Consider the following 19,505-nt stretch of genomic DNA (forward strand, 5'->3'; position numbering starts at 1 on the left):
AAAACCATCACTGAATAACACTCATCACACTCTTTTGTGCCGCCATCATCGCCGGATATTTGGCGACTAAATTAGCCATCATAGTGTTATACAACGCCGCTTGCTGTGGAGTCTGGAACTGAACGCCGCCATTATTAAAGGTGACCTGCGTACCCTGCTGTTGCAGGAAATCCCCTACCTGGGCCAAATCTTGCACAAAAGCAGAAACTACCGGAATGGCTGGGATCAACACATTGGCGGGCTGAGTCACAATATTATCAAAGGCTTTACTGAATACCGCTTTCAAATCATCAGGCTGTTTCAACGCGGCTACAGCACTATCGGCCTGGGTTTTGGCAGTGCGGATCTGCTGCGCCAACAGGTTCAAAGCACCCGCTGACTGCTGCAATGCATCGCGCTTATTGAGATAATCCTGCGCCACACGAATCTCATTGATCTGTGCAATAGCAGGCGTCAGGCTAGCATCCACAGATTTCGTTAGTTGCTGCGAAAAAGTGACTAAAATCGCGTAATCGCTGACATAAGGGCCAAACTTCTGCTTTTGATCTTCACTCAGTGTTGGCAGCTTCATCCCGCTACGCATTACGGTGTTTTGCAGATAATCAATAAAAGCCTTACGTTGTTCTGGCTCTTTATCACCGCAAGCAGTGAGTTGAAACACTACCAGTAACGCCAGGAATGGCGCAAACCAACGCGAATATCGGGTCGTATTCAATGCAAAAGTCATGTGAAACTACTCCTGTAATAGGGACTTATCTTCACTACATCCCACTCTTATCACCCAATGACAGTGTTAAGGATAGCTAAGGGGAGCGATAAACGCTCCCCTACTGACGAGCCAAATACCAGACTTACTGTAACAGCGAAATATCAGCAACCTGCAAGAATAGCTCGCGTAATTTACTCAGCAATGTCAGTCGGTTAACGCGAACCGCATCATCTTCCGCCATCACCATCACGCTGTCGAAGAACTCATCGACGGTTTCCCGCAGCGCAGCCAGTTCCACCAATGCCTCTTTATACTGACCGGCAGCAAAGATGGGTTCCAGCTTATCGCGCAAGACCACCAAGTGAGTCGCCAGTTTCAGCTCTGCCGGCTCTTTTAGTACCGAAGCACGGACATGGTCATTCAGGGTATCAGTCGATTTTGCCAGAATATTCGACACGCGTTTGTTCGCGGCAGCCAGTGTGGCGGCAGCATCGAGTGTACGGAAATAGGTTACCGCTTTCACCCGAGCATCAAAATCAGCCGGTCTGGTTGGACGACGCGCCAATACCGCCTGAATGGTATCAACGCTATGACCTTCATCCTGATACCAGGCACGGAAACGGCCCAGCATGAACTCAATCACTTCATCGACCACTTTGGTGTTGGTCAACTTGCTGCCGTACAGGCGCACCGCCTCTTCGGTCAGGGTTTGCAGATCCAGCGGCAAGTTCTTCTCGACGATAATACGCAGCACACCCAATGCCGCACGGCGCAGTGCAAACGGGTCTTTATCGCCTTTCGGATGTTGACCGATACCAAAGATACCCGCCAGCGTGTCCATTTTATCGGCAATCGCCAGCGCACAGGCAATGGGATTAGATGGCAAATCATCGCCCGCAAAACGTGGCTGATACTGCTCATTCAGTGCAACCGCAACGTCTTCAGCTTCACCGTCGTAGCGGGCATAGTGCATCCCCATCACACCTTGAGTGTCGGTGAATTCGAAAACCATGTTGGTCATCAGGTCACACTTGGAGAGCAAACCGGCACGCGTTGCGTGGTTAACATCCGCGCCAATTTGGGCGGCAACCCAGCCTGCCAGCGCCTGAATACGATCGGTTTTATCGCGCAAGGTGCCCAGTTGCTGTTGGAACAGCACGGTTTCCAGACGTGGTAAATTATCTTCCAGACGTTTTTTGCGGTCGGTATTAAAGAAGAACTCTGCATCAGCCAGACGTGGGCGAACCACTTTCTCGTTACCGGATATAATCTGCTGAGGATCTTTAGATTCAATATTGGTGACGAAAATGAAGTTTGGCATCAAATTACCGGTGGTGTCATAAACCGGGAAATACTTCTGATCGCCCTTCATGGTGTACACCAGCGCTTCCGCAGGGACGGACAGGAATTTCTCTTCAAATTTGGCGGTCAATACCACCGGCCACTCTACCAGTGACGCCACTTCTTCCAGCAAGCTTTCGCTCAGATCGGCGACACCGCCAATCTTCTGTGCTGCCAGCTCTGCATCACGCTTGATGATAGCTTTACGCAATTCATAATCGGCGATCACTTTGCCGCGTTCCAGCAGGGCCTGCGGATATTGCTCGGCATTATCAAGCGCGAATTCCGCTTCACCCATAAAGCGATGACCACGGATAATGCGGTCTGAATCGATACCCAACACGGTGCCAGGAATTAATTCGCTGCCTAACAACATGGTCACAGTATGGACTGGGCGAACGAATTGAGTCTCTTTATCACCCCAGCGCATCAGTTTAGGGATCGGCAACTTAGCCAGTGCGGCATTAACCATTCCCGCCAGCAGTAATTGGGCCGATTCCCCTTTGACATGAGCGCGATACAGCAGCCATTCACCTTTGTCTGTGACCAGACGCTCAGCTTGATCGACGCTAATCCCACAACCGCGTGCCCAACCCTCAGCCGCTTTGCTAGGTTTACCTTCAGCATCAAATGCTTGAGCGATTGCCGGGCCACGTTTTTCGACTTCGCGATCGGCCTGAGCGGCACTTAAATTCACTACTTTTAGTGCTAAACGGCGCGGTGCGGCATACCAAATCACCTCGCCATGAGGCAAATTGGCGCTATCCAGCTCGGCGGTAAAATTGGCAGCAAAGGATTCGGCCAGAGAACGAAGAGCCTTCGGCGGCAGCTCTTCCGTGCCGATTTCCACCAGGAAAGTCTGTTGAGTCATGACAGCCTCTTAGTTCTGATTCTTTTTGCACATAGGGAAGCCCAACGCCTCGCGGGAGGCATAATAAGCCTCGGCGACAGCTTTGGTCAGTGTGCGGATACGCAGGATATAACGCTGACGCTCAGTCACTGAGATGGCTTTGCGGGCGTCCAGCAAGTTAAAGGTGTGGCCTGCTTTCAGAATACGTTCGTAAGCTGGCAGCGGCAGTGGAGTTTCCAGCGCCAGTAGCGATTTAGCTTCTTTCTCATACTGCTCAAAGCAGGAGAACAGGAAATCCACATCGGCATATTCGAAGTTATAGGTGGATTGCTCCACTTCATTCTGATGATAAATATCACCGTAAGTGGTTTTGCCCAGCGGGCCGTCACACCAAATCAGGTCATAGACGCTATCTACGCCCTGAATGTACATCGCCAGGCGCTCCAGACCATAGGTGATTTCACCGGTGACTGGTTTACATTCCAAACCGCCGACTTGCTGGAAGTAAGTGAACTGTGTCACTTCCATCCCATTAAGCCACACTTCCCAGCCCAGACCCCAGGCCCCCAAAGTTGGGTTCTCCCAGTTGTCTTCGACAAAGCGAATGTCATGGATAGTCGGGTCCAGACCCAGCTCTTTCAACGAACCTAAATAGAGTTCCTGAATGTTGTCTGGCGAAGGTTTAATGATCACCTGGAACTGGTAATAGTGTTGCAGGCGGTTCGGGTTTTCACCGTAGCGACCATCGGTCGGGCGGCGTGAAGGTTGCACATAAGCGGCAGCGATTGGCTCAGGGCCAAGTGCACGCAGGCAGGTCATGGGGTGGGAAGTACCCGCGCCGACTTCCATGTCCAGTGGTTGAACAATGGTGCAGCCTTGGCGCGCCCAATAGTCCTGTAACGTCAGGATCAGGCCCTGAAAGGTCTTGGTATCAAACTTTTGCATGTTGGATTCGCACGCGATACAAGTGGATTAAAATAGAATAAGGCAGTATACCCGTTGACTGGAAGATATACAGCCAGAATCCAGTAACACATGCGAATTGATGTGAAAAATAACCTCAACTATTCAGCCACTCCGCTACCAGGTAATGGGGGGCGGGGCTAAAAAATAGTGCTGATTCTCCTTTATCGTTACTATATTTTTTATTTTTCTCTCTTTCCATTCGGGGTTGGGATCACAATAAGAGGTGCCGGGTTCCAGCGTGCAGTCATCATCTCTGATGTCACTTATGTGAGGGGGAAAAGAGGGTGTCGAGGCAAATACCGGGCCAATACCGATTACGGAAATAAGCGGGGCAACTAATACCAGTCGTCTTATAAAATAGCTATTCATAGTAAAACCTCATTATCAGGCTAATTAATGGCAAAAAATCAATATTAAATTCTGCCTACTGATTAATTATCGTGCGGTTAACCTGATAATCAAGAATATGCTAATACAAAAAAGCGATAGGTTGCTTATCTCCGCCTGAACAGCGATTATCCCCAACGATAGCTGACAACAAAAAAGGCAAATAAATATGAGCTTACAACGCTGCGGCTGGGTTACAGCTGATCCGCTCTATCTCGCTTATCACGACACTGAATGGGGGATCCCGCGCACCGAAAGTCAGGCGCTGTTCGAAATGCTGTGCCTGGAGGGCCAACAAGCGGGGCTGTCGTGGATAACCGTGCTGAAAAAACGTGAGCGCTATCGTCAGTGCTTCCATAATTTTGATCCGGCCCGTGTGGCAAAAATGGGGCCAGCTGATGTCGAGGCACTGATGCAGGACAGTGGAATTATCCGCCATCGAGGGAAAATTCAAGCCATTATTACCAATGCCCAAGCCTATCTCGCGATGGAGGCCAACGGAGAGGATTTTTCGCGTTTTATCTGGAATTTTGTTGATGGCGAACCCAAAGTGAATCATTGGTGGTGTCTGGCCGAGTGCCCTGCCACCACACCGACCGCCGAAGCAATGTCAAAGGCACTGAAAAAACGGGGTTTTAAGTTTATCGGCGCCACTATTTGCTATGCATTTATGCAGGCAAGCGGTCTGGTGAATGATCATCTGGCAAGCTGCTTCTGCCATCCGGATAACGCACTGAAATGATTAGAGATTATCAACCTGACGATCTTGATGCTCTAATGCCATTATGGCTGACCAGTACCATTGCCGCGCATCCTTTTGTTGCCGAGCAGTACTGGCACGAGAGCAGCCCGTTGGTGCGTAATACCTATCTGCCAGCGGCAAAAACCTGGGTCTATTTACAACAGGAAGCCGCTCCCGGCTGCGGGGAATCTATTGTTGGATTTATCAGTATTCTCGAAGAACAACTGGTGGGGGCCTTGTTTGTTGAGCAATCTTTTCATGGTAAAGGGATTGGCAAACTGCTGATGGATTACGTTCAACAATGCTATAACACACTGACACTGGAAGTTTACCAACAAAACCAGCGCGCCTGCCGCTTCTATCATCGGCAGGGTTTTACAGTCATTGGGCAAACTTATAATATTGAAACTCAAAGTACGATCCTGACGATGCACTGGCAGCGCCCACTTAATTAATCCCCTTTTTTATTTCCCCTATCACCTGACAAACTTTAATAATGCCAGCGGCGAATAACCACATTATTCTGTTGATGAATATATATTCACAATGGAGATAATAAAGATGGCTAATATAAAAAACAAAAAAATCCTGTTGTTTACATTAATCTATCAACTATTTATTGGAATAGCTTTCGCCACAGATAACAAAACAAAAAATACAATATATGGCATCGATAATACGTCAAAAGAAAATATACAAAACTGCTTATATTACAAATACAACACTCAAAACAACATACCCTGCCAGAATGCATCTAATATTACAGATGAAACATGGATCCCTATTGATAAAGACAGTAATTTAGATATAAAAACAATTGATTGCGATACAGACTGTCATATCACCAATACCATGACCCTACCGCTCTCTGCTATTTTCCCTCAGGAGAGTTCAGATACACAAAATCAAGAAAGATCACTATTACTTAGCTTTGAAGTAACCAATAACACCTTTGATATTACTTTTAATAATTTTATGGATGTCACTGTTGATGATGGCATGGTTTTAATTATGTCACCGGACTCACAGAGAATTGATTTCCCGTTACATAAAGAGGCAACACATATTTCTTTTCTGTTCTCTTGGCTTAAAGATGAATTATCTCTCAGTTTTTTAGAAACGGCACAAGATGAATTACTCCATGTATCCCCGACAATTTCAATGTCTCTTGGTTATCTCATTAATCAAGAGCCCCTCGATGTAGCTATTTTTAATAGTAATTTTCGGCAACCGCTGGTTTTACAAAAAGTGATGATGGCAATACACAGTGAGCCACAGAGAACCAAACGCGGCGCGGCAGGGATCGCGGGATGCTTTATATCTGGCCCACTGGCACTCTACAATGTCGTGACCCAAGGGCGTTGTAATCAGGTTGAGTCGGCGTGGCAACATATTAAGACATTTTTTGCCGGAAAGGATGCATCCAACAGAGTGGTGGCCGGCACGAGTGAGCCTTTAAAACCTAAACCTGTTGCGGTGACCGCCGCACTGAAAAAAGCCCCCCTGAGCCTCACATTATCCCAGCTAAATACCGGGCTACATGGTCAGTCGCTAACCCTACCCGCCGTGTCTCATTATTGCCAGACACCATTAGAGCATGTTATCGGTGCCCGTTTTCCCCGTCAAATCAGGTACTCCTGTGCCACCTGGCTGTCATCGGTATTAGCCGATTTTACCCTGCTGTTCGGTAGCAGTTTACGCACCTGGTCAACGGAGTACCTGATCCAGACACTGAATGGTATTTTGGACAGAAATGCCATTGACAGTGACCACGATGCTGTAGATGCCTTTATTCGTGAGCCAACTGCGGGTAATCGCTTGATCAAAACCATTAATGATGTCGCCGAGGAACAAGGCCGATCCGTGTTAATTGATAGCATCACACAATCCTTCGCCCTCGCTGAACAAAATTATATTCAATATTTAATGACCAATAACCCGCCGGGGGCCAGCAACACAGAGTCCTCTGCCAGTTGTCATAGTGAAAGTGACTACGACAGTGAGAACTTTAGTGATAGCAGCGATAGTGACAGTGACATCGCATCACCGCAGCAAGCTCAGCAATATCCGCTGGGAACATATCAGATGCCAGTCTCTTCCTATGTTTATCAAGACGTACTGCCCCGCATACTGCATAACGGCGAGTGGCAGGTAACACCAGAAAGATTCGATATTGAAGTCATTCAGGGCACTCACGAGCAAACCCGTCACAGCCTATATGACTTACTCGAAACCGTCGCAACATGGGAAAACACATATAATGAACAGAACGTTCACTGTAACCACCATGGCATATTCCCGACCGACATGGAGACCAATCGATATGCAGGCCAAATAACCAGTCGGCTAATAAAAAATTATGCCCAGCATCCTCATCCGGATCAGACCATTATTGTTGTGAGATTCAATCATCAAATTGTCAGTGCCAGTATTGCAGGCAGCTACTCTAATGGTGTCAATCCGACAATTAAGCACGGCACAATCAGGGCAACATTAACCAACCCAGCCTACGTCTTAACACCTCAAATGGAAGGCGCAATCAGAGGCGCGGGATCAGCCGCACTGCACGCCATGATCCAGCAGCTAAAAGCCAATGGTGTCTCTATGATTGACGCCGAAGTGATTTCGACGCCCTCAGCAATGATTAAAAAACGCATAGGTTTTGTTTTCATCCCTGACCCATGGGAGGCTTACCGCTTCTCCCCTACACTTCCTTCCCCAACCGAGGCTGAGCTATAGGCCCTCACCCCTATTCGAACACCGCGCCCCCTATTAGGCTACCTATAGGGGGATCTCATAAAACAACACGCCAATCAATGACCTTTTTGTCCCTATTTTGTTGATAAACCCACCAAGTGAACCTTTCGGCGGACAATATGAGAGTTTTCTCACTAGTATTCCCCCATTTTTTGTCGGATAACGATGGTATAGAAACATCAGCCAATAAAATGAAGGCTGGTTAATGACTTTTAGTCTGCTATTGGGCGAAATTGCTAGATTTTCGCCGAAATAGAGTGCCATTTAAGGAAAATTTGATGAAAAACCGCATATTGGTCAGGGTCGCTGTCGTCTCTGTTGCGCTGACCCTTTCCGCCTGTACCACCAACCCCTATACCGGTGAATCACAAGCGGGGAAATCCGGCTATGGCGCAGGGATCGGGGCCGCTTTAGGGGCGGGGATCGGCATGTTGTCATCATCGAAACATGATCGTGGCAAAGGTGCGTTAATTGGTGCCGCAGCAGGGGCCGCGCTGGGTGGCGGTGCGGGCTACTACATGGATGTGCAGGAAGCCAAGTTGCGCGAAAAAATGAACGGCACCGGTGTCAGTGTGACCCGTCAGGGCGACAATATCGTATTAAATATGCCCAATAATGTCACTTTTGATACCGACAGTAGTAACCTAAAACCGGCGGGAGCCAACACCCTGACCGGGGTCGCTATGGTATTGAAAGAGTATGATAAAACCGCCGTCAATGTGACGGGTTTTACCGATAGCAGCGGTGCCAGAGCCCATAACATGACACTTTCACAGCAGCGCGCTGATAGTGTGGGCAGCGGCCTGATTATGCAGGGCGTGGCTGCCAACCGTGTCCGCACCAGCGGCGCAGGCCCGGATAATCCAGTCGCCAGTAACAGCACTGCCGACGGTAAAGCACAAAACCGCCGGGTAGAGATAACGTTAAGCCCGCTGTAACCCCTATGCCATATGCGGATCAACACTCAGGTTTATCCGCACTTTCCTAACGGTAGCCACTTCCCGGTCATCATAACAAGTCGGGTTTGATGCGATAAGTGCAGCGGCGGGCGCCGGATAATATGTGCTCAACGCGTTCGACAGGTACACCCAAAACTTGCTGGAATACCGCCAGTTCGGCGCGACAAAACCCCTGGCAATGGGTGGCTGCCGCACAGATGGGGCAGTGATTTTCGATCAACAGCAACGCGCCATCCGCCTCTACCTGCATCTCTGCCATATAACCTTCGCGCGTGCGGATCGCCACCAGCCGCTCAACACGTTCGGTCACATCGGCCGCCCCTGCCATCGCCTGACAATATTGATTGCGGGTCTCCTGCTCACGGCTATCAATCAGCAGCTCAAGGGCGCTGTCACCTAATTGGCTGCGGATCAAACGCAACAATTGCACGGTCAACTCGCCATGAGCATCAGGGAAATGCGCGTTACCGGCCTCGGTTAACTGCCATAGCTGAATCGGGCGGCCCACTCCCTGCGTTTTTGCCTCGGCGACCACCAGCCCCTCTTTGGCCAGTTTGACAAATTGCTGTCGGGCCGCTTCACCGGTCGTTCCCAGCAGCCCCCCGGCATCACTCGCTTGCAGCGGGCCACGGGTCTTGAGCAGCATCAGCAAGCGCCTGGCAACCGACTGTGGCGGGCTGGTGGTATGATCGATATTCATATCTTCCCCGGTATTATGGCAACTTTCTTAATTTTTGATGAATCATTACCAGCATAACATTTACCAAGCCAATGCTTGACTTATTATCGATGACTGACCTACCTTATTCCAAGAATTTACTTGTTTAACTTTATCGTAACAACAAAATTAACTCAACAACCAGACTTCTGGCAGGATGGAAACGTGATAATGAATGATGCAAGCCGTTGGAGCGACCTGTTCTCCGGTAAAAATGCGGCCTTTGCCATCGCCCTGTCGGGGGGCGTTGTATTACATGCGATCAATATTTATATCGCCACCACCATTTTGCCCTCCGTGGTGCTTGAGATTAACGGCCTGAGCCTGTACGCCTGGAATACCACCCTATTCGTCACCGCCTCCATCCTCGGCTCGGCGCTCTCTGCCCGGCTACTCAGTGGTTACGGCCCACGTAGCGCCTACCTGTTCGCCTCGCTGGTCTTTATGTTGGGCAGCGCCTTATGCGCCATGGCACCCAACATGCCGATGATGCTGGTGGGCCGAACCGTGCAAGGTTTAGGGGGCGGTTTCCTGTTTGCGCTCTCTTACGCCATGATTAATCTGGTCTTTCAGCAATCACTATGGCCACGGGCAATGGCCCTGATTTCTGGCATGTGGGGTGTTGCAACTCTGATTGGCCCTGCTATCGGCGGTATTTTTGCTGAAATGGACGCCTGGCGCTTTGCATTCTGGACATTGCTACCAGTGACCCTAATTTATGCCATTTTTACCTGGCGTATCCTGCCGGCGGGCAGATCCAGCACCGACGTCTCGGCTCTGCCGGTCACCCAATTGGTGCTATTAACCGCCATTGTCCTGACCATCTCGGCCAGCAGCATCGCCAGTAGTGGCCTGATAAACATGGCGGGAATGGCGCTGGCGGTGGTGCTGTTACTGCTACTATTCCGCATAGAGTCCCGCGCCACCGCGCGTCTGCTACCAAAAGGGGCACTGCGCCTTAGCTCACCGCTGGCGGCACTCTATATCACCATCTCTCTGCTGGCAGTCGGCATCACCTGCGAGATCTTTGTTCCCTACTTCCTGCAAACACTACACGGCCAGTCACCACTGATTTCCGGCTATATTGCCGCCACCATGGCCGCGGGTTGGACGATTTCTGAGGTGATGAGCGCCGGCTGGAAAAAATCAGGTGTTCGCTGGGCGATTATCAGCGGCCCCATCATTGTTCTGGCGGGGATTGTGGCGCTGGCTATCCTGATGCCAGCCGCCTCACTCGGTAACTGGCAACAGATGGCCCCTATCGCCATTGCGCTAACACTGGTGGGTTTTGGTATCGGTTTTGGCTGGCCGCATCTGCTGACCCGCATTCTGCAAGTGGCGGCTGATGAAGATAAAGACATTGCCGGGGCGTCGATTACCACGGTGCAGATGTTTGCGACCGCCGTCGGTGCCGCGATGGCCGGGATGGTCGCCAATCTCTCCGGCCTGAATTTCCCCGGTGGCGTTGCGGGGGCAGAGAACACCGCCCACTGGCTGTTTACCCTGTTTGCCATTGCCCCTGCACTGGCGATCATTACCGCGCTACGTTGTGCCGCGATCCGCTCGCACAGCCTCACGGCGAAGCATATCGTCAGCAGCGAAGCGTGATTTTTTAATGAGTCGTAACATGATGAGCGAGATTAGTGCTTGATCTCGCTGTCGTGTTCGCTGTTATGCTGGCTTCAGATCTCACTTGCCCAAATTAATTGGAGTTTGCGATGAAGCCTGCCATTGTGCTGTACAAAAGTCTTCCCACCGACCTGCATCAACGATTAGCGCAACATTTTACCATTAACAGTTTTGATGGTTTAACCCCGGAGGATCAGCCTGAGTTATTATCAGCGCTGCAACAGACGGAGGGGCTGATCGGTTCCGGCGGTAAGATTGATCAGGCTTTTTTGCAATTAGCACCACGGCTGCGTGCAGCCTCAACCATTTCTGTCGGTTATGATAATTTTGATGTGGAGGCGCTAAATCAGCGCGGTGTGGCGCTAATGCACACCCCCACCGTCCTGACCGAAACCGTGGCTGACACCATGATGGCGCTGGTGCTCTCTTCGGCACGGCGAGTGGTGGAGTTGGCCGAGCGAGTCAAAGCGGGTGAGTGGCAAGGGAGCATTGGTGATGAGTGGTATGGTGTGGATGTTCACCATAAAACCATCGGCATTCTCGGTATGGGTCGCATTGGTATGGCGCTGGCCCAGCGGGCGCATTTTGGTTTTAACATGCCGGTGCTGTACACCAGCCGCCGTCCCCACGAAGAGGCCGAAACACGCTTTGGCGCGCGCCGCTGCTCACTGGATACTTTGCTGGCGGAGGTTGATTTCCTCTGTATTACCTTGCCGATGACCGAGCAGACTTACCATATGATTGGCCGCAGCCAACTGGCAAAAATGAAGTCCAGCGCCATCTTAATTAATGCCGGCCGTGGGCCAGTGGTGGATGAGCAGGCGCTGATTGCCGCCCTGCAAGATGGCACTATTCATGCCGCAGGGCTGGATGTGTTTGAGCAAGAGCCGCTGCCGGTGGACTCGCCACTCCTCAAATTGCGCAATGTGGTTGCCGTGCCACACATTGGTTCTGCCACCCATGAAACCCGTTACAACATGGCCGCCTGCGCCGTGGATAACCTGATTGCCGCACTGACTGGCACTGTCAAAGAGAACTGCGTCAACCCGCAAGTTTTGCCGCAATCATAAACTGAACCACTGGCCTGCTTGCAGGCCAAAATCTCTCCTCCACCGCTCTCCTCCCTACAAAAGCCCCGTAAGGATGAGGCTATTTCTTCACCAGACGGCACACTGATATTCATCAAACTCTATTCAGATCTAAGGAAGATGTGCCATGAAACGTCTCACTGTCCCTTTGCTACTGGTGCTCTCTCCTGCGGCGATGGCGAATTGGTCACTCCCGCACTTTCCCACCTTTACTGAGCAGGATAGCGGGATTTTTCTCAGCAGCAGCACATTGACCAAAGGTGAATATCCGCTCAAGTTTTATCAGGATAAACAGTGCTGGCAGCCCACTGGCGCGGTGAAGTTGAATCAAACTTTCTCACTGCAACCCTGCCAGAATCAAGCGGATATCTCATGGCGACTGTTCCGCGATGGTCAGTATCAGGCGCGCATTGATACCCGCAGCGGCACACCAACCCTCACTCTTAGCCTCAAAGAGCCGGTGACAGAGATCGTCAAGGTGGTGGTGCACAGTTGCCAGCGCTGGGATGGCCAGCCAGTAACCATTGATGTGAGCCAAACCTTTGCCGAAGGTGAAATAGTGCGAGACTTCTACTCTGGCCAAACGGCAAAAGTCTCCCTCGGTAAAATCACCTTGCAACCCGCGCCCGAGAGTGGCGGCTTACTGCTGCTGGAGTCGTCGCAAACCCAGCAAGCCGCGCCATTCAGTTGGAAAAATGCCACGGTCTACTTTGCCCTGACTGATCGCTTCAAAAATGGCAACCCAACCAATGACCACAGCTATGGCCGTCACGGCGACGGGATGCAGGAGATCGGCACCTTCCACGGTGGTGATTTGGCGGGATTAACTGAAAAACTGGATTACCTGCAACAACTTGGCGTCAACGCATTGTGGATCAGTTCGCCGCTGGAGCAAATTCACGGCTGGGTCGGAGGCGGCACCAAAGGTGACTTCCCACATTACGCCTACCACGGCTATTACGGGCTAGATTGGTCCCGTCTGGATGCCAACATGGGTACCGGGCAGGAGCTGCATACGCTGGTTGAACAGGCGCATAAACGCGGTATTCGTATTCTATTTGATGTGGTGATGAATCACGTGGGTTATGCCACGCTGGCAGATATGCAGAGTTATCAATTCGGCGCACTCTATCTGCAAGGCGATAAGCTGGAGAAAACCTTAGGTAAAAACTGGACGGATTGGACACCTGGCAGGGGTCAAACCTGGCATAGTTTCAATGATTACATCAATTTCGGTGATAAAGCGGCATGGGATAACTGGTGGGGCCAGAAGTGGATCCGCACGGATATTGGCGATTACGACTCCCCCGGCTATGACGATCTGACCATGTCGCTGGCTTTCCTCCCGGACATCAAAACTGAATCCACCCAAGCCAGCGGCTTACCGGTGTTTTACCGCAACAAACCGGACACCGCCGCGCGGGAAATTCCTGGTGCCACCCCACGTGATTACATGACGCATTGGTTGAGCCAATGGGTTCGCGATTACGGCATTGACGGTTTTCGGGTGGATACTGCCAAACATGTGGAGAAACCCGCCTGGCTACAACTTAAGCAACAAACCACCGCCGCGCTGGCCGCCTGGAAAGCCGCTCACCCCGATCAGGCGCTGGATGACTTACCTTTCTGGATGACCGGTGAGGCATGGGGCCACGGTGTGATGAAGAGCGATTACTACCAAAACGGCTTTGATGCCATGATTAACTTTGATTTTCAGGATCAGGCAAAACAGGCGCTTACCTGCTTCTCATCCATTGATGGCACTTATCAACAGATGGCGGATAAACTGCAAGGTTTCAATGTGTTGAGCTATATCTCCTCACACGATACCCGGCTGTTTTTTAAAGACGATGCGCAGCAGTCATTGGTAAAACAGCAGCGGGCGGGTGATCTGCTGCTACTGGCACCGGGGGCGGTGCAGATTTTCTACGGCGATGAGAGCGGGCGAGAATTCGGCCCCACCGGTTCTGATCCACTACAGGGCACCCGTTCAGATATGAACTGGAATGAAATATCTGGTGCGAAAGGCGCGCTATTGGCGCACTGGCAGAAAGTCAGCCAGTTCCGCGCCCGCCATCCCGCCATTGGCGCGGGAGAACAGAAATCGCAACAAACCGCTGATTATTATGCCTTTAGCCGTCAACATCAGGGCGATAAAGTGCTGGTAGTTTGGGTCGGGGACAAAAAAGAGTAGATCAGTGTATTATCCTGCAATAATCATTCCTGCCGATATTTTCGCTCGGCAGGAAGAAATCCTTCCGCATTGCACCCGCTTTTATCTGCGAGTATGGTACTTGTTCACTTACGGATAACAATAAATTTTCATTTATGAAGTTCTCACTTTTCGGCGACAAATTCACCCGCTACGCGGGGATCACCAGACTGATGGACGACCTCAACGACGGCCTTAGAACCCCAGGTTCTATCATGCTCGGCGGGGGTAATCCGGCGCATATCCCAGAGATGGATGCTTACTTCCAGCAACTGTGTCAGGAGATGCTGGAACGCGGGCAATTGACTGAGGCGTTGTGCAATTACGACGGGCCACAAGGCAAAGATTTGCTGTTAAAAGCATTGGCGAAAATGCTACGCGACGAGCTGGGTTGGCAGATTGAGCCACAGAATATTGCACTGACAAATGGCAGTCAGAGCGCATTTTTCTACTTATTTAATTTATTCGCAGGCCGCTATGCTGATGGTAGCCGTCGTCGGGTCTTATTCCCGCTGGCTCCTGAGTATCTCGGTTATGCCGATGCCGGTCTGGATGAAGACTTATTTGTCTCCGCCAAACCCAATATTGAGCTGTTGCCAGAAGGCCAATTCAAATATCACGTTGATTTTGATCACCTCAATATTACCGATGATATTGGTTTGATATGTGTATCGCGCCCCACTAATCCCACCGGTAATGTGATTACTGATGAAGAGTTAATTCGCCTGGATGCTATCGCTCAGCAGCGTGATATTCCGCTATTGATTGATAATGCTTATGGTGTGCCCTTCCCCGGTATCATCTTTACCGATGCTACCCCGCTGTGGAACCCGAATATCATTCTGTGCATGAGTTTGTCGAAGCTGGGCCTACCGGGTTCACGCTGTGGCATTGTCATTGCCGATGAGAAAGTGATTTCGGCTATCACCAATATGAATGGCATCATCAGCTTGTCGCCGGGCAGCATGGGGCCAGCGATTGCCGCCGAAATGATTGAGCGTGGTGATTTATTGCGCTTATCCAACGAGGTGATTCGGCCATTCTATTTTGAGCGGGTGCAGCAGACCATTGCTATCCTGCGCAAATATTTGCCGCCAGAGCGCTGCCTGATCCACAAACCCGAAGGAGCCATCTTCCTCTGGCTCTGGTTTAAAGATCTGCCAATCAGCACCGAACTGCTCTATCAGCGCCTGAAAAAACGCGGCGTACTGATGGTGCCAGGCCACTACTTCTTCCCCGGTCTGGGATATGACTGGCCACATACCCATCAATGTATGCGGATGAACTACGTCCCTGCTCCGGAAGAGATTGAAAAGGGCGTGGTGATACTGGCGGAAGAGATTGAGCGGGCGTTTCAGGAAGCAAAGTGATTTCTGAGAATATCTGAAAATAAATAGCTCAGGGCCACCCATTAGGCGGCCCTGATAGTTTTTACAACCGAACCCAAAGTCATTGGCGCTACATCGTTGTCCAGAACAGCACCGCGAGTATCTGCGGCGACATAATCCGTAAAAACATCGCCAGTGGATAAACCGTAGCATAAGAGAGCGCCGCCGCACCGCTGGTCGGATGCAAGCCATTGGCAAATGCCAGCGCCGGTGGATCAGTCATTGAACCGGCTAACATGCCGCACAAGGTCAGGTAATTCATCTTGGCTAACATGCGCGCCAGAATTCCCACCGTCAACAGTGGTATACCGGTAATCATCGCGCCGTAACCAATCCACGCCAACCCATCACCATTGACTAGCGTATTGATAAAGTCACCGCCGGATTTCAAGCCAACCACCGACAAGAACAGCACAATCCCCAGTTCACGCAGCGCCAGATTGGCACTCGGCGGCATAAACCAATACAGCTTGCCGATACTGCCGATACGCCCGAGGATCAGCGCCACCACTAGCGGGCCACCGGCCAGCCCCAAACGTAATGCCGCTGGGAACCCCGGAATAAACAGCGGAATAGACCCCAGCAATACACCCAGACCGACGCCGATAAAGACCGGTAACATCTGCACTTGTTGCAACTTCTGTTGCGCGTTCCCCACCACGGCGGAGACCGCCTCGATAGCCTCTGGGCGGCCGACCAAATTCAGGATGTCACCAAATTGCAGGCTGGCACTGTTGCTGGCGACCAGCTCAATACCCGCACGATTTAGCCGAGTGATCGCCACGTCATACTTCTGTTTCAGATTAAGATCACGGATCTTTTTACCTAATACCGCCTCATTGGTCACCACCACACGGGCGGTTTGCAATACCGTCCCAGCAGTGGAGAGTGTGACATCCACCTCTTCACCCACCACCAGCCGCACTTTCTCCAGGGCTTCGCGCTGCCCAACTAGATGCAGGTAATCCCCCAGCTCGATCACCGTGCCAGGCAGCGGCACCATCAGCAAATCACCGCGTTTCAGGCGGGAGCAGACCACCTCATCACTGTTGAGCAGGGGCACTTCCTGTACTGACAAACCATTCAAATTGGGATTGCGTACCGCCACATTCATAGTTTGCAGCAATTCACGGTTCTGCCCATTACTGCTATCAAAATCTTTTGCTTCGCGGTCAACGTTGATTTTAAAGAATAAACGAATCAGCCACATCACCAGCAAAATGCCGCAAATGCCGAATGGATAGGCCATGGCATAGCCCATCCCCATCTGGCTAACCAATTGTGGTGGCGAACCTAAATCAGTAAGGATTTGTTGTGCCGCCCCGAGTGCTGGCGTATTAGTGACCGCTCCGGAAAAGATACCCAAAATGATGGGTAGCGGCACCGCAAACAGCTTATGGATAATCGCCGTCACCAAGCCGCCGACCACCACCATCAGAATGGCAAAACAGTTAAGTCGCAGCCCCGAGACGCGCAGTGAAGAGAAGAACCCCGGCCCGACTTGAATACCGATAGTGTAAACAAACAGGATCAGTCCAAACTCCTGAATGAAATGCAGCATGTCCCCGTTAAGAACAACTTCATATGTTTGTGCGAAATGGCCAACAATAATGCCGCCAAATAGCACCCCGCCGATACCTAACCCAACACCATAGATCTTCCAATTACCGATCCATAACCCCAATACGGCGACCAGCGCCAACATACTGACGGTAAGGGCGATAGCACTCATAAATCACTTCCTTGCCTAAGTTTAAAAACTGGTCGGCCAAGTGGATAGTTACAAAACACATACATGGCCTTAAATTCTTACAATTAGTAAGGATTCTGTCAGAAGGGAGGGCAGTTGAATGTGGGATACACCACAAAATGCACCGGAGAGCGGGGAATCTCTCCGGTGAAAAATAAACAGCAAAAAGCTTAACGCTAAAAGGACAAAACAAGGAGAGGGTAATCGCTACTGACACCTCACGCAGAGGTGTCGGTCATCATTACTGCTGGTCAGTCGTGACCGGGCTATCTAACACTTGCTGCTCTTGTGGAGCCGCACTACCGATAGTAATACGCTGTGGTTGCAGCGCTTCAGGCACCTGGCGCAACAGATCAATGTGCAGCAGGCCATTTTCAAACTGAGCATTATCAACATTCAGATGCTCAGCGAGCGTGAAGGTCAATGAGAACTCTTTACGCACCAAGCCCTGATGCAGGTATTCAACCTGTTTTTCAGCCGGTGCTGGCTTACCGCGCACGGTCAGGCGTGGGCCTTCAACTTCGATATCCAGTTCGCTCTGTTTAAAACCGGCCAATGCCAGTGAAATGCGATAGTGGTTATCATCAGTTTTTTCAATGTTGTATGGCGGGAAGCCTTGAGCATCCTGACTGCCTTGCATTGAGTTAGCCAGTTTATCAAAACCAATCCACTGACGAAGTAATGGTGACAAATCATAATTACGCATAGATATACTCCTTCTTTGAAGCGAGATAATAATCAGCCACGAATTAATGATATAAGCAGCCCTAACACAAAACAGTGGCGTTATATTATTTACGGTTATCAATTCGTGACCGGTTAGCCCCCGATTACGGCAGGCTGAACTCTGCTATTAAATAACTGACTTCTTCTATGTAAAGGCTAATTATTTAATTTCAATACGACGTGGTTTTAAATTTTCAGGTACTACCCGTTCGAGATCGATATACAATAAGCCGTTAACCAAGTTGGCACCTTTAATCTTAACATGCTCAGCCAACTGGAATTTACGCTCAAAATTGCGCTCAGCAATACCTTGATATAAGTAGGTGCGCTGTGCAGGTTCCCCAGCATGAGAACCACGAATAATCAATATGTTATCTTGAGTAGTGATCTCCAAATCCTGCTCAGAAAAACCCGCCACCGCGATAGCAATGCGGTAGTTATTGTCGTCAACCAGCTCAACATTATATGGAGGGTAACCCCCATTACTTTGGTTCTGACCGGACTCTAATAGATTAAATAGTCGGTCGAAACCGATAGCTGAACGATACAGTGGAGCAAGCTCAGAATTACGCATAAAAACTACCTCCTAAATAGATTAGCAAGGGTGTTATCCTATTTTAAATTAAGCCCTCCCTATATAGACAGGCCCATGGTCAGAATACCCTGTCGGCGTATTCTCTCTGACCTAATAATAAGATGGTAGCAGTCTGCTTATTTTCAAGAGTAAAAAACAAAAAAATTTACGAGAAAAATCCCAATAGCGGGTTTTTACCTGACTAATATTCGATAAATCAGCTGCTATAACTTACACTTAAATGAAATCGCGCCATAAGATTGAATCTTTGACTATAGGAACTGTCTGTAAGAGAGTGTAAAAAATCACGACAAAACCTGACACTATCTAGTGTGATCGCCTGGCATGATGATGAGAGCTTAAAAAACAATGAGAAACACAGTTATCCCTTTTGTTACTGGCTGTTCGCTGCTGTTATCCAGCGGCTGCTCCAGCATTATGACGCACACCAGCAGCAGTCAGGGCTACTACTCCGGCACAGAAGCCAATGTGGCGATGCTCAAAGATGACAATACCGGCTGGGCGCTACGCCCCTTGCTAGCTGTAGATCTGCCCTTCTCCGCAGTAATGGATACTCTGCTGCTGCCGTATGACTATATGCGCTCAGACAGTGAAGATAAAATGGCTAGCTCCCCACGTGAACGTGTCCGCCAGTCTGAAGCAGCAAATCAGTCAACGGCACATATTGGTGAAACGCCAGCGCAATAAT

At 50.2% G+C, this 19,505-nt stretch carries 16 protein-coding genes; 9 read left to right on the forward strand and 7 right to left on the reverse strand.

Annotated features, from left to right (window positions below; genetic code table 11):
- Window positions 1-7: 7 nt before the first annotated feature.
- From AACW11_RS19480 to glyQ, 3 genes are all read right to left on the reverse strand, one after another.
- Window positions 8-727 carry a DUF3053 domain-containing protein gene (locus tag AACW11_RS19480; RefSeq protein WP_212585237.1) on the reverse strand — a complete coding sequence of 240 codons (720 nt, stop codon included), beginning with the start codon at window positions 725-727 and terminating at the stop codon, window positions 8-10.
- Window positions 728-851: 124 nt separating this feature from the next.
- Entirely contained in the window at window positions 852-2,921 is a 2,070-nt protein-coding gene (glyS, locus tag AACW11_RS19485; protein ID WP_212585238.1) for a glycine--tRNA ligase subunit beta, read from the reverse strand.
- A gap of 9 nt (window positions 2,922-2,930) precedes the next feature.
- Complete coding sequence (gene glyQ / locus AACW11_RS19490) at window positions 2,931-3,845, reverse strand: glycine--tRNA ligase subunit alpha (protein ID WP_005271562.1); 915 nt, start codon at window positions 3,843-3,845, stop codon at window positions 2,931-2,933.
- A gap of 577 nt (window positions 3,846-4,422) precedes the next feature.
- On the opposite strand from glyQ, the gene AACW11_RS19495 reads away from it, so the two are divergent.
- The 4 genes from AACW11_RS19495 (at window position 4,423) to AACW11_RS19510 (ending at window position 8,690) form a co-directional block, all read left to right on the forward strand.
- Entirely contained in the window at window positions 4,423-4,995 is a 573-nt protein-coding gene (locus AACW11_RS19495) for a DNA-3-methyladenine glycosylase I (RefSeq protein ID WP_212585239.1), read from the forward strand.
- Window positions 4,992-5,450, forward strand: a complete 459-nt coding sequence (locus tag AACW11_RS19500; protein ID WP_212585240.1) for an N-acetyltransferase — start codon at window positions 4,992-4,994, stop codon at window positions 5,448-5,450. Before AACW11_RS19495 ends, AACW11_RS19500 begins: the two co-directional genes overlap by 4 nt.
- A 556-nt stretch (window positions 5,451-6,006) precedes the next feature.
- The gene (locus AACW11_RS19505) at window positions 6,007-7,734 is read left to right on the forward strand and encodes a hypothetical protein (RefSeq protein WP_249192798.1); all 1,728 of its coding nucleotides are present in this window, start codon (window positions 6,007-6,009) and stop codon (window positions 7,732-7,734) included.
- A gap of 296 nt (window positions 7,735-8,030) precedes the next feature.
- Entirely contained in the window at window positions 8,031-8,690 is a 660-nt protein-coding gene (locus AACW11_RS19510) for an OmpA family lipoprotein (protein WP_212585242.1), read from the forward strand.
- 70 nt (window positions 8,691-8,760) lie between these two features.
- Here the strand turns inward: AACW11_RS19510 and AACW11_RS19515 are convergent, their stop codons facing one another.
- Window positions 8,761-9,411 (reverse strand): helix-turn-helix transcriptional regulator, encoded by a 651-nt coding sequence (locus tag AACW11_RS19515; protein ID WP_212585243.1) that lies wholly within the window; start codon window positions 9,409-9,411, stop codon window positions 8,761-8,763.
- Between the two features lie 189 nt (window positions 9,412-9,600).
- On the opposite strand from AACW11_RS19515, the gene AACW11_RS19520 reads away from it, so the two are divergent.
- The 4 genes from AACW11_RS19520 to AACW11_RS19535 all read left to right on the forward strand — a co-directional run bounded on the left by AACW11_RS19520 (window position 9,601) and on the right by AACW11_RS19535 (window position 15,728).
- Complete coding sequence (locus AACW11_RS19520; protein WP_212585244.1) at window positions 9,601-11,037, forward strand: MFS transporter; 1,437 nt, start codon at window positions 9,601-9,603, stop codon at window positions 11,035-11,037.
- Window positions 11,038-11,147: 110 nt separating this feature from the next.
- Window positions 11,148-12,128: a glyoxylate/hydroxypyruvate reductase GhrB gene (gene ghrB, locus AACW11_RS19525; protein WP_212585245.1), complete on the forward strand. Its 981-nt coding sequence runs from the start codon at window positions 11,148-11,150 to the stop codon at window positions 12,126-12,128.
- 145 nt (window positions 12,129-12,273) lie between these two features.
- On the forward strand, window positions 12,274-14,340 hold the full coding sequence (locus AACW11_RS19530; RefSeq protein WP_212585246.1) for an alpha-amylase: 2,067 nt from the start codon (window positions 12,274-12,276) through the stop codon (window positions 14,338-14,340).
- Window positions 14,341-14,474: 134 nt separating this feature from the next.
- Window positions 14,475-15,728, forward strand: coding sequence for a valine--pyruvate transaminase (locus AACW11_RS19535; protein ID WP_212585247.1), 1,254 nt, complete (start codon window positions 14,475-14,477; stop codon window positions 15,726-15,728).
- Window positions 15,729-15,816: 88 nt separating this feature from the next.
- On the opposite strand, the gene AACW11_RS19540 is transcribed toward AACW11_RS19535, so the two are convergent.
- The 3 genes from AACW11_RS19540 to ibpA form a co-directional block, all read right to left on the reverse strand.
- On the reverse strand, window positions 15,817-17,478 hold the full coding sequence (locus AACW11_RS19540) for a putative transporter (protein ID WP_005271589.1): 1,662 nt from the start codon (window positions 17,476-17,478) through the stop codon (window positions 15,817-15,819).
- Window positions 17,479-17,737: 259 nt separating this feature from the next.
- Window positions 17,738-18,202 carry a small heat shock chaperone IbpB gene (ibpB, locus tag AACW11_RS19545; RefSeq protein ID WP_212585248.1) on the reverse strand — a complete coding sequence of 155 codons (465 nt, stop codon included), beginning with the start codon at window positions 18,200-18,202 and terminating at the stop codon, window positions 17,738-17,740.
- Window positions 18,203-18,382: 180 nt separating this feature from the next.
- Window positions 18,383-18,796: a small heat shock chaperone IbpA gene (gene ibpA, locus AACW11_RS19550; RefSeq protein WP_212585249.1), complete on the reverse strand. Its 414-nt coding sequence runs from the start codon at window positions 18,794-18,796 to the stop codon at window positions 18,383-18,385.
- A gap of 369 nt (window positions 18,797-19,165) precedes the next feature.
- On the opposite strand from ibpA, the gene AACW11_RS19555 reads away from it, so the two are divergent.
- Window positions 19,166-19,504 (forward strand): YceK/YidQ family lipoprotein, encoded by a 339-nt coding sequence (locus AACW11_RS19555; protein ID WP_212585250.1) that lies wholly within the window; start codon window positions 19,166-19,168, stop codon window positions 19,502-19,504.
- Window position 19,505 lies beyond the last annotated feature (1 nt).

Source organism: Yersinia sp. Marseille-Q3913, assembly GCF_963892745.1.
Classification (GTDB): Bacteria; Pseudomonadota; Gammaproteobacteria; order Enterobacterales; family Enterobacteriaceae; genus Yersinia; species Yersinia bercovieri.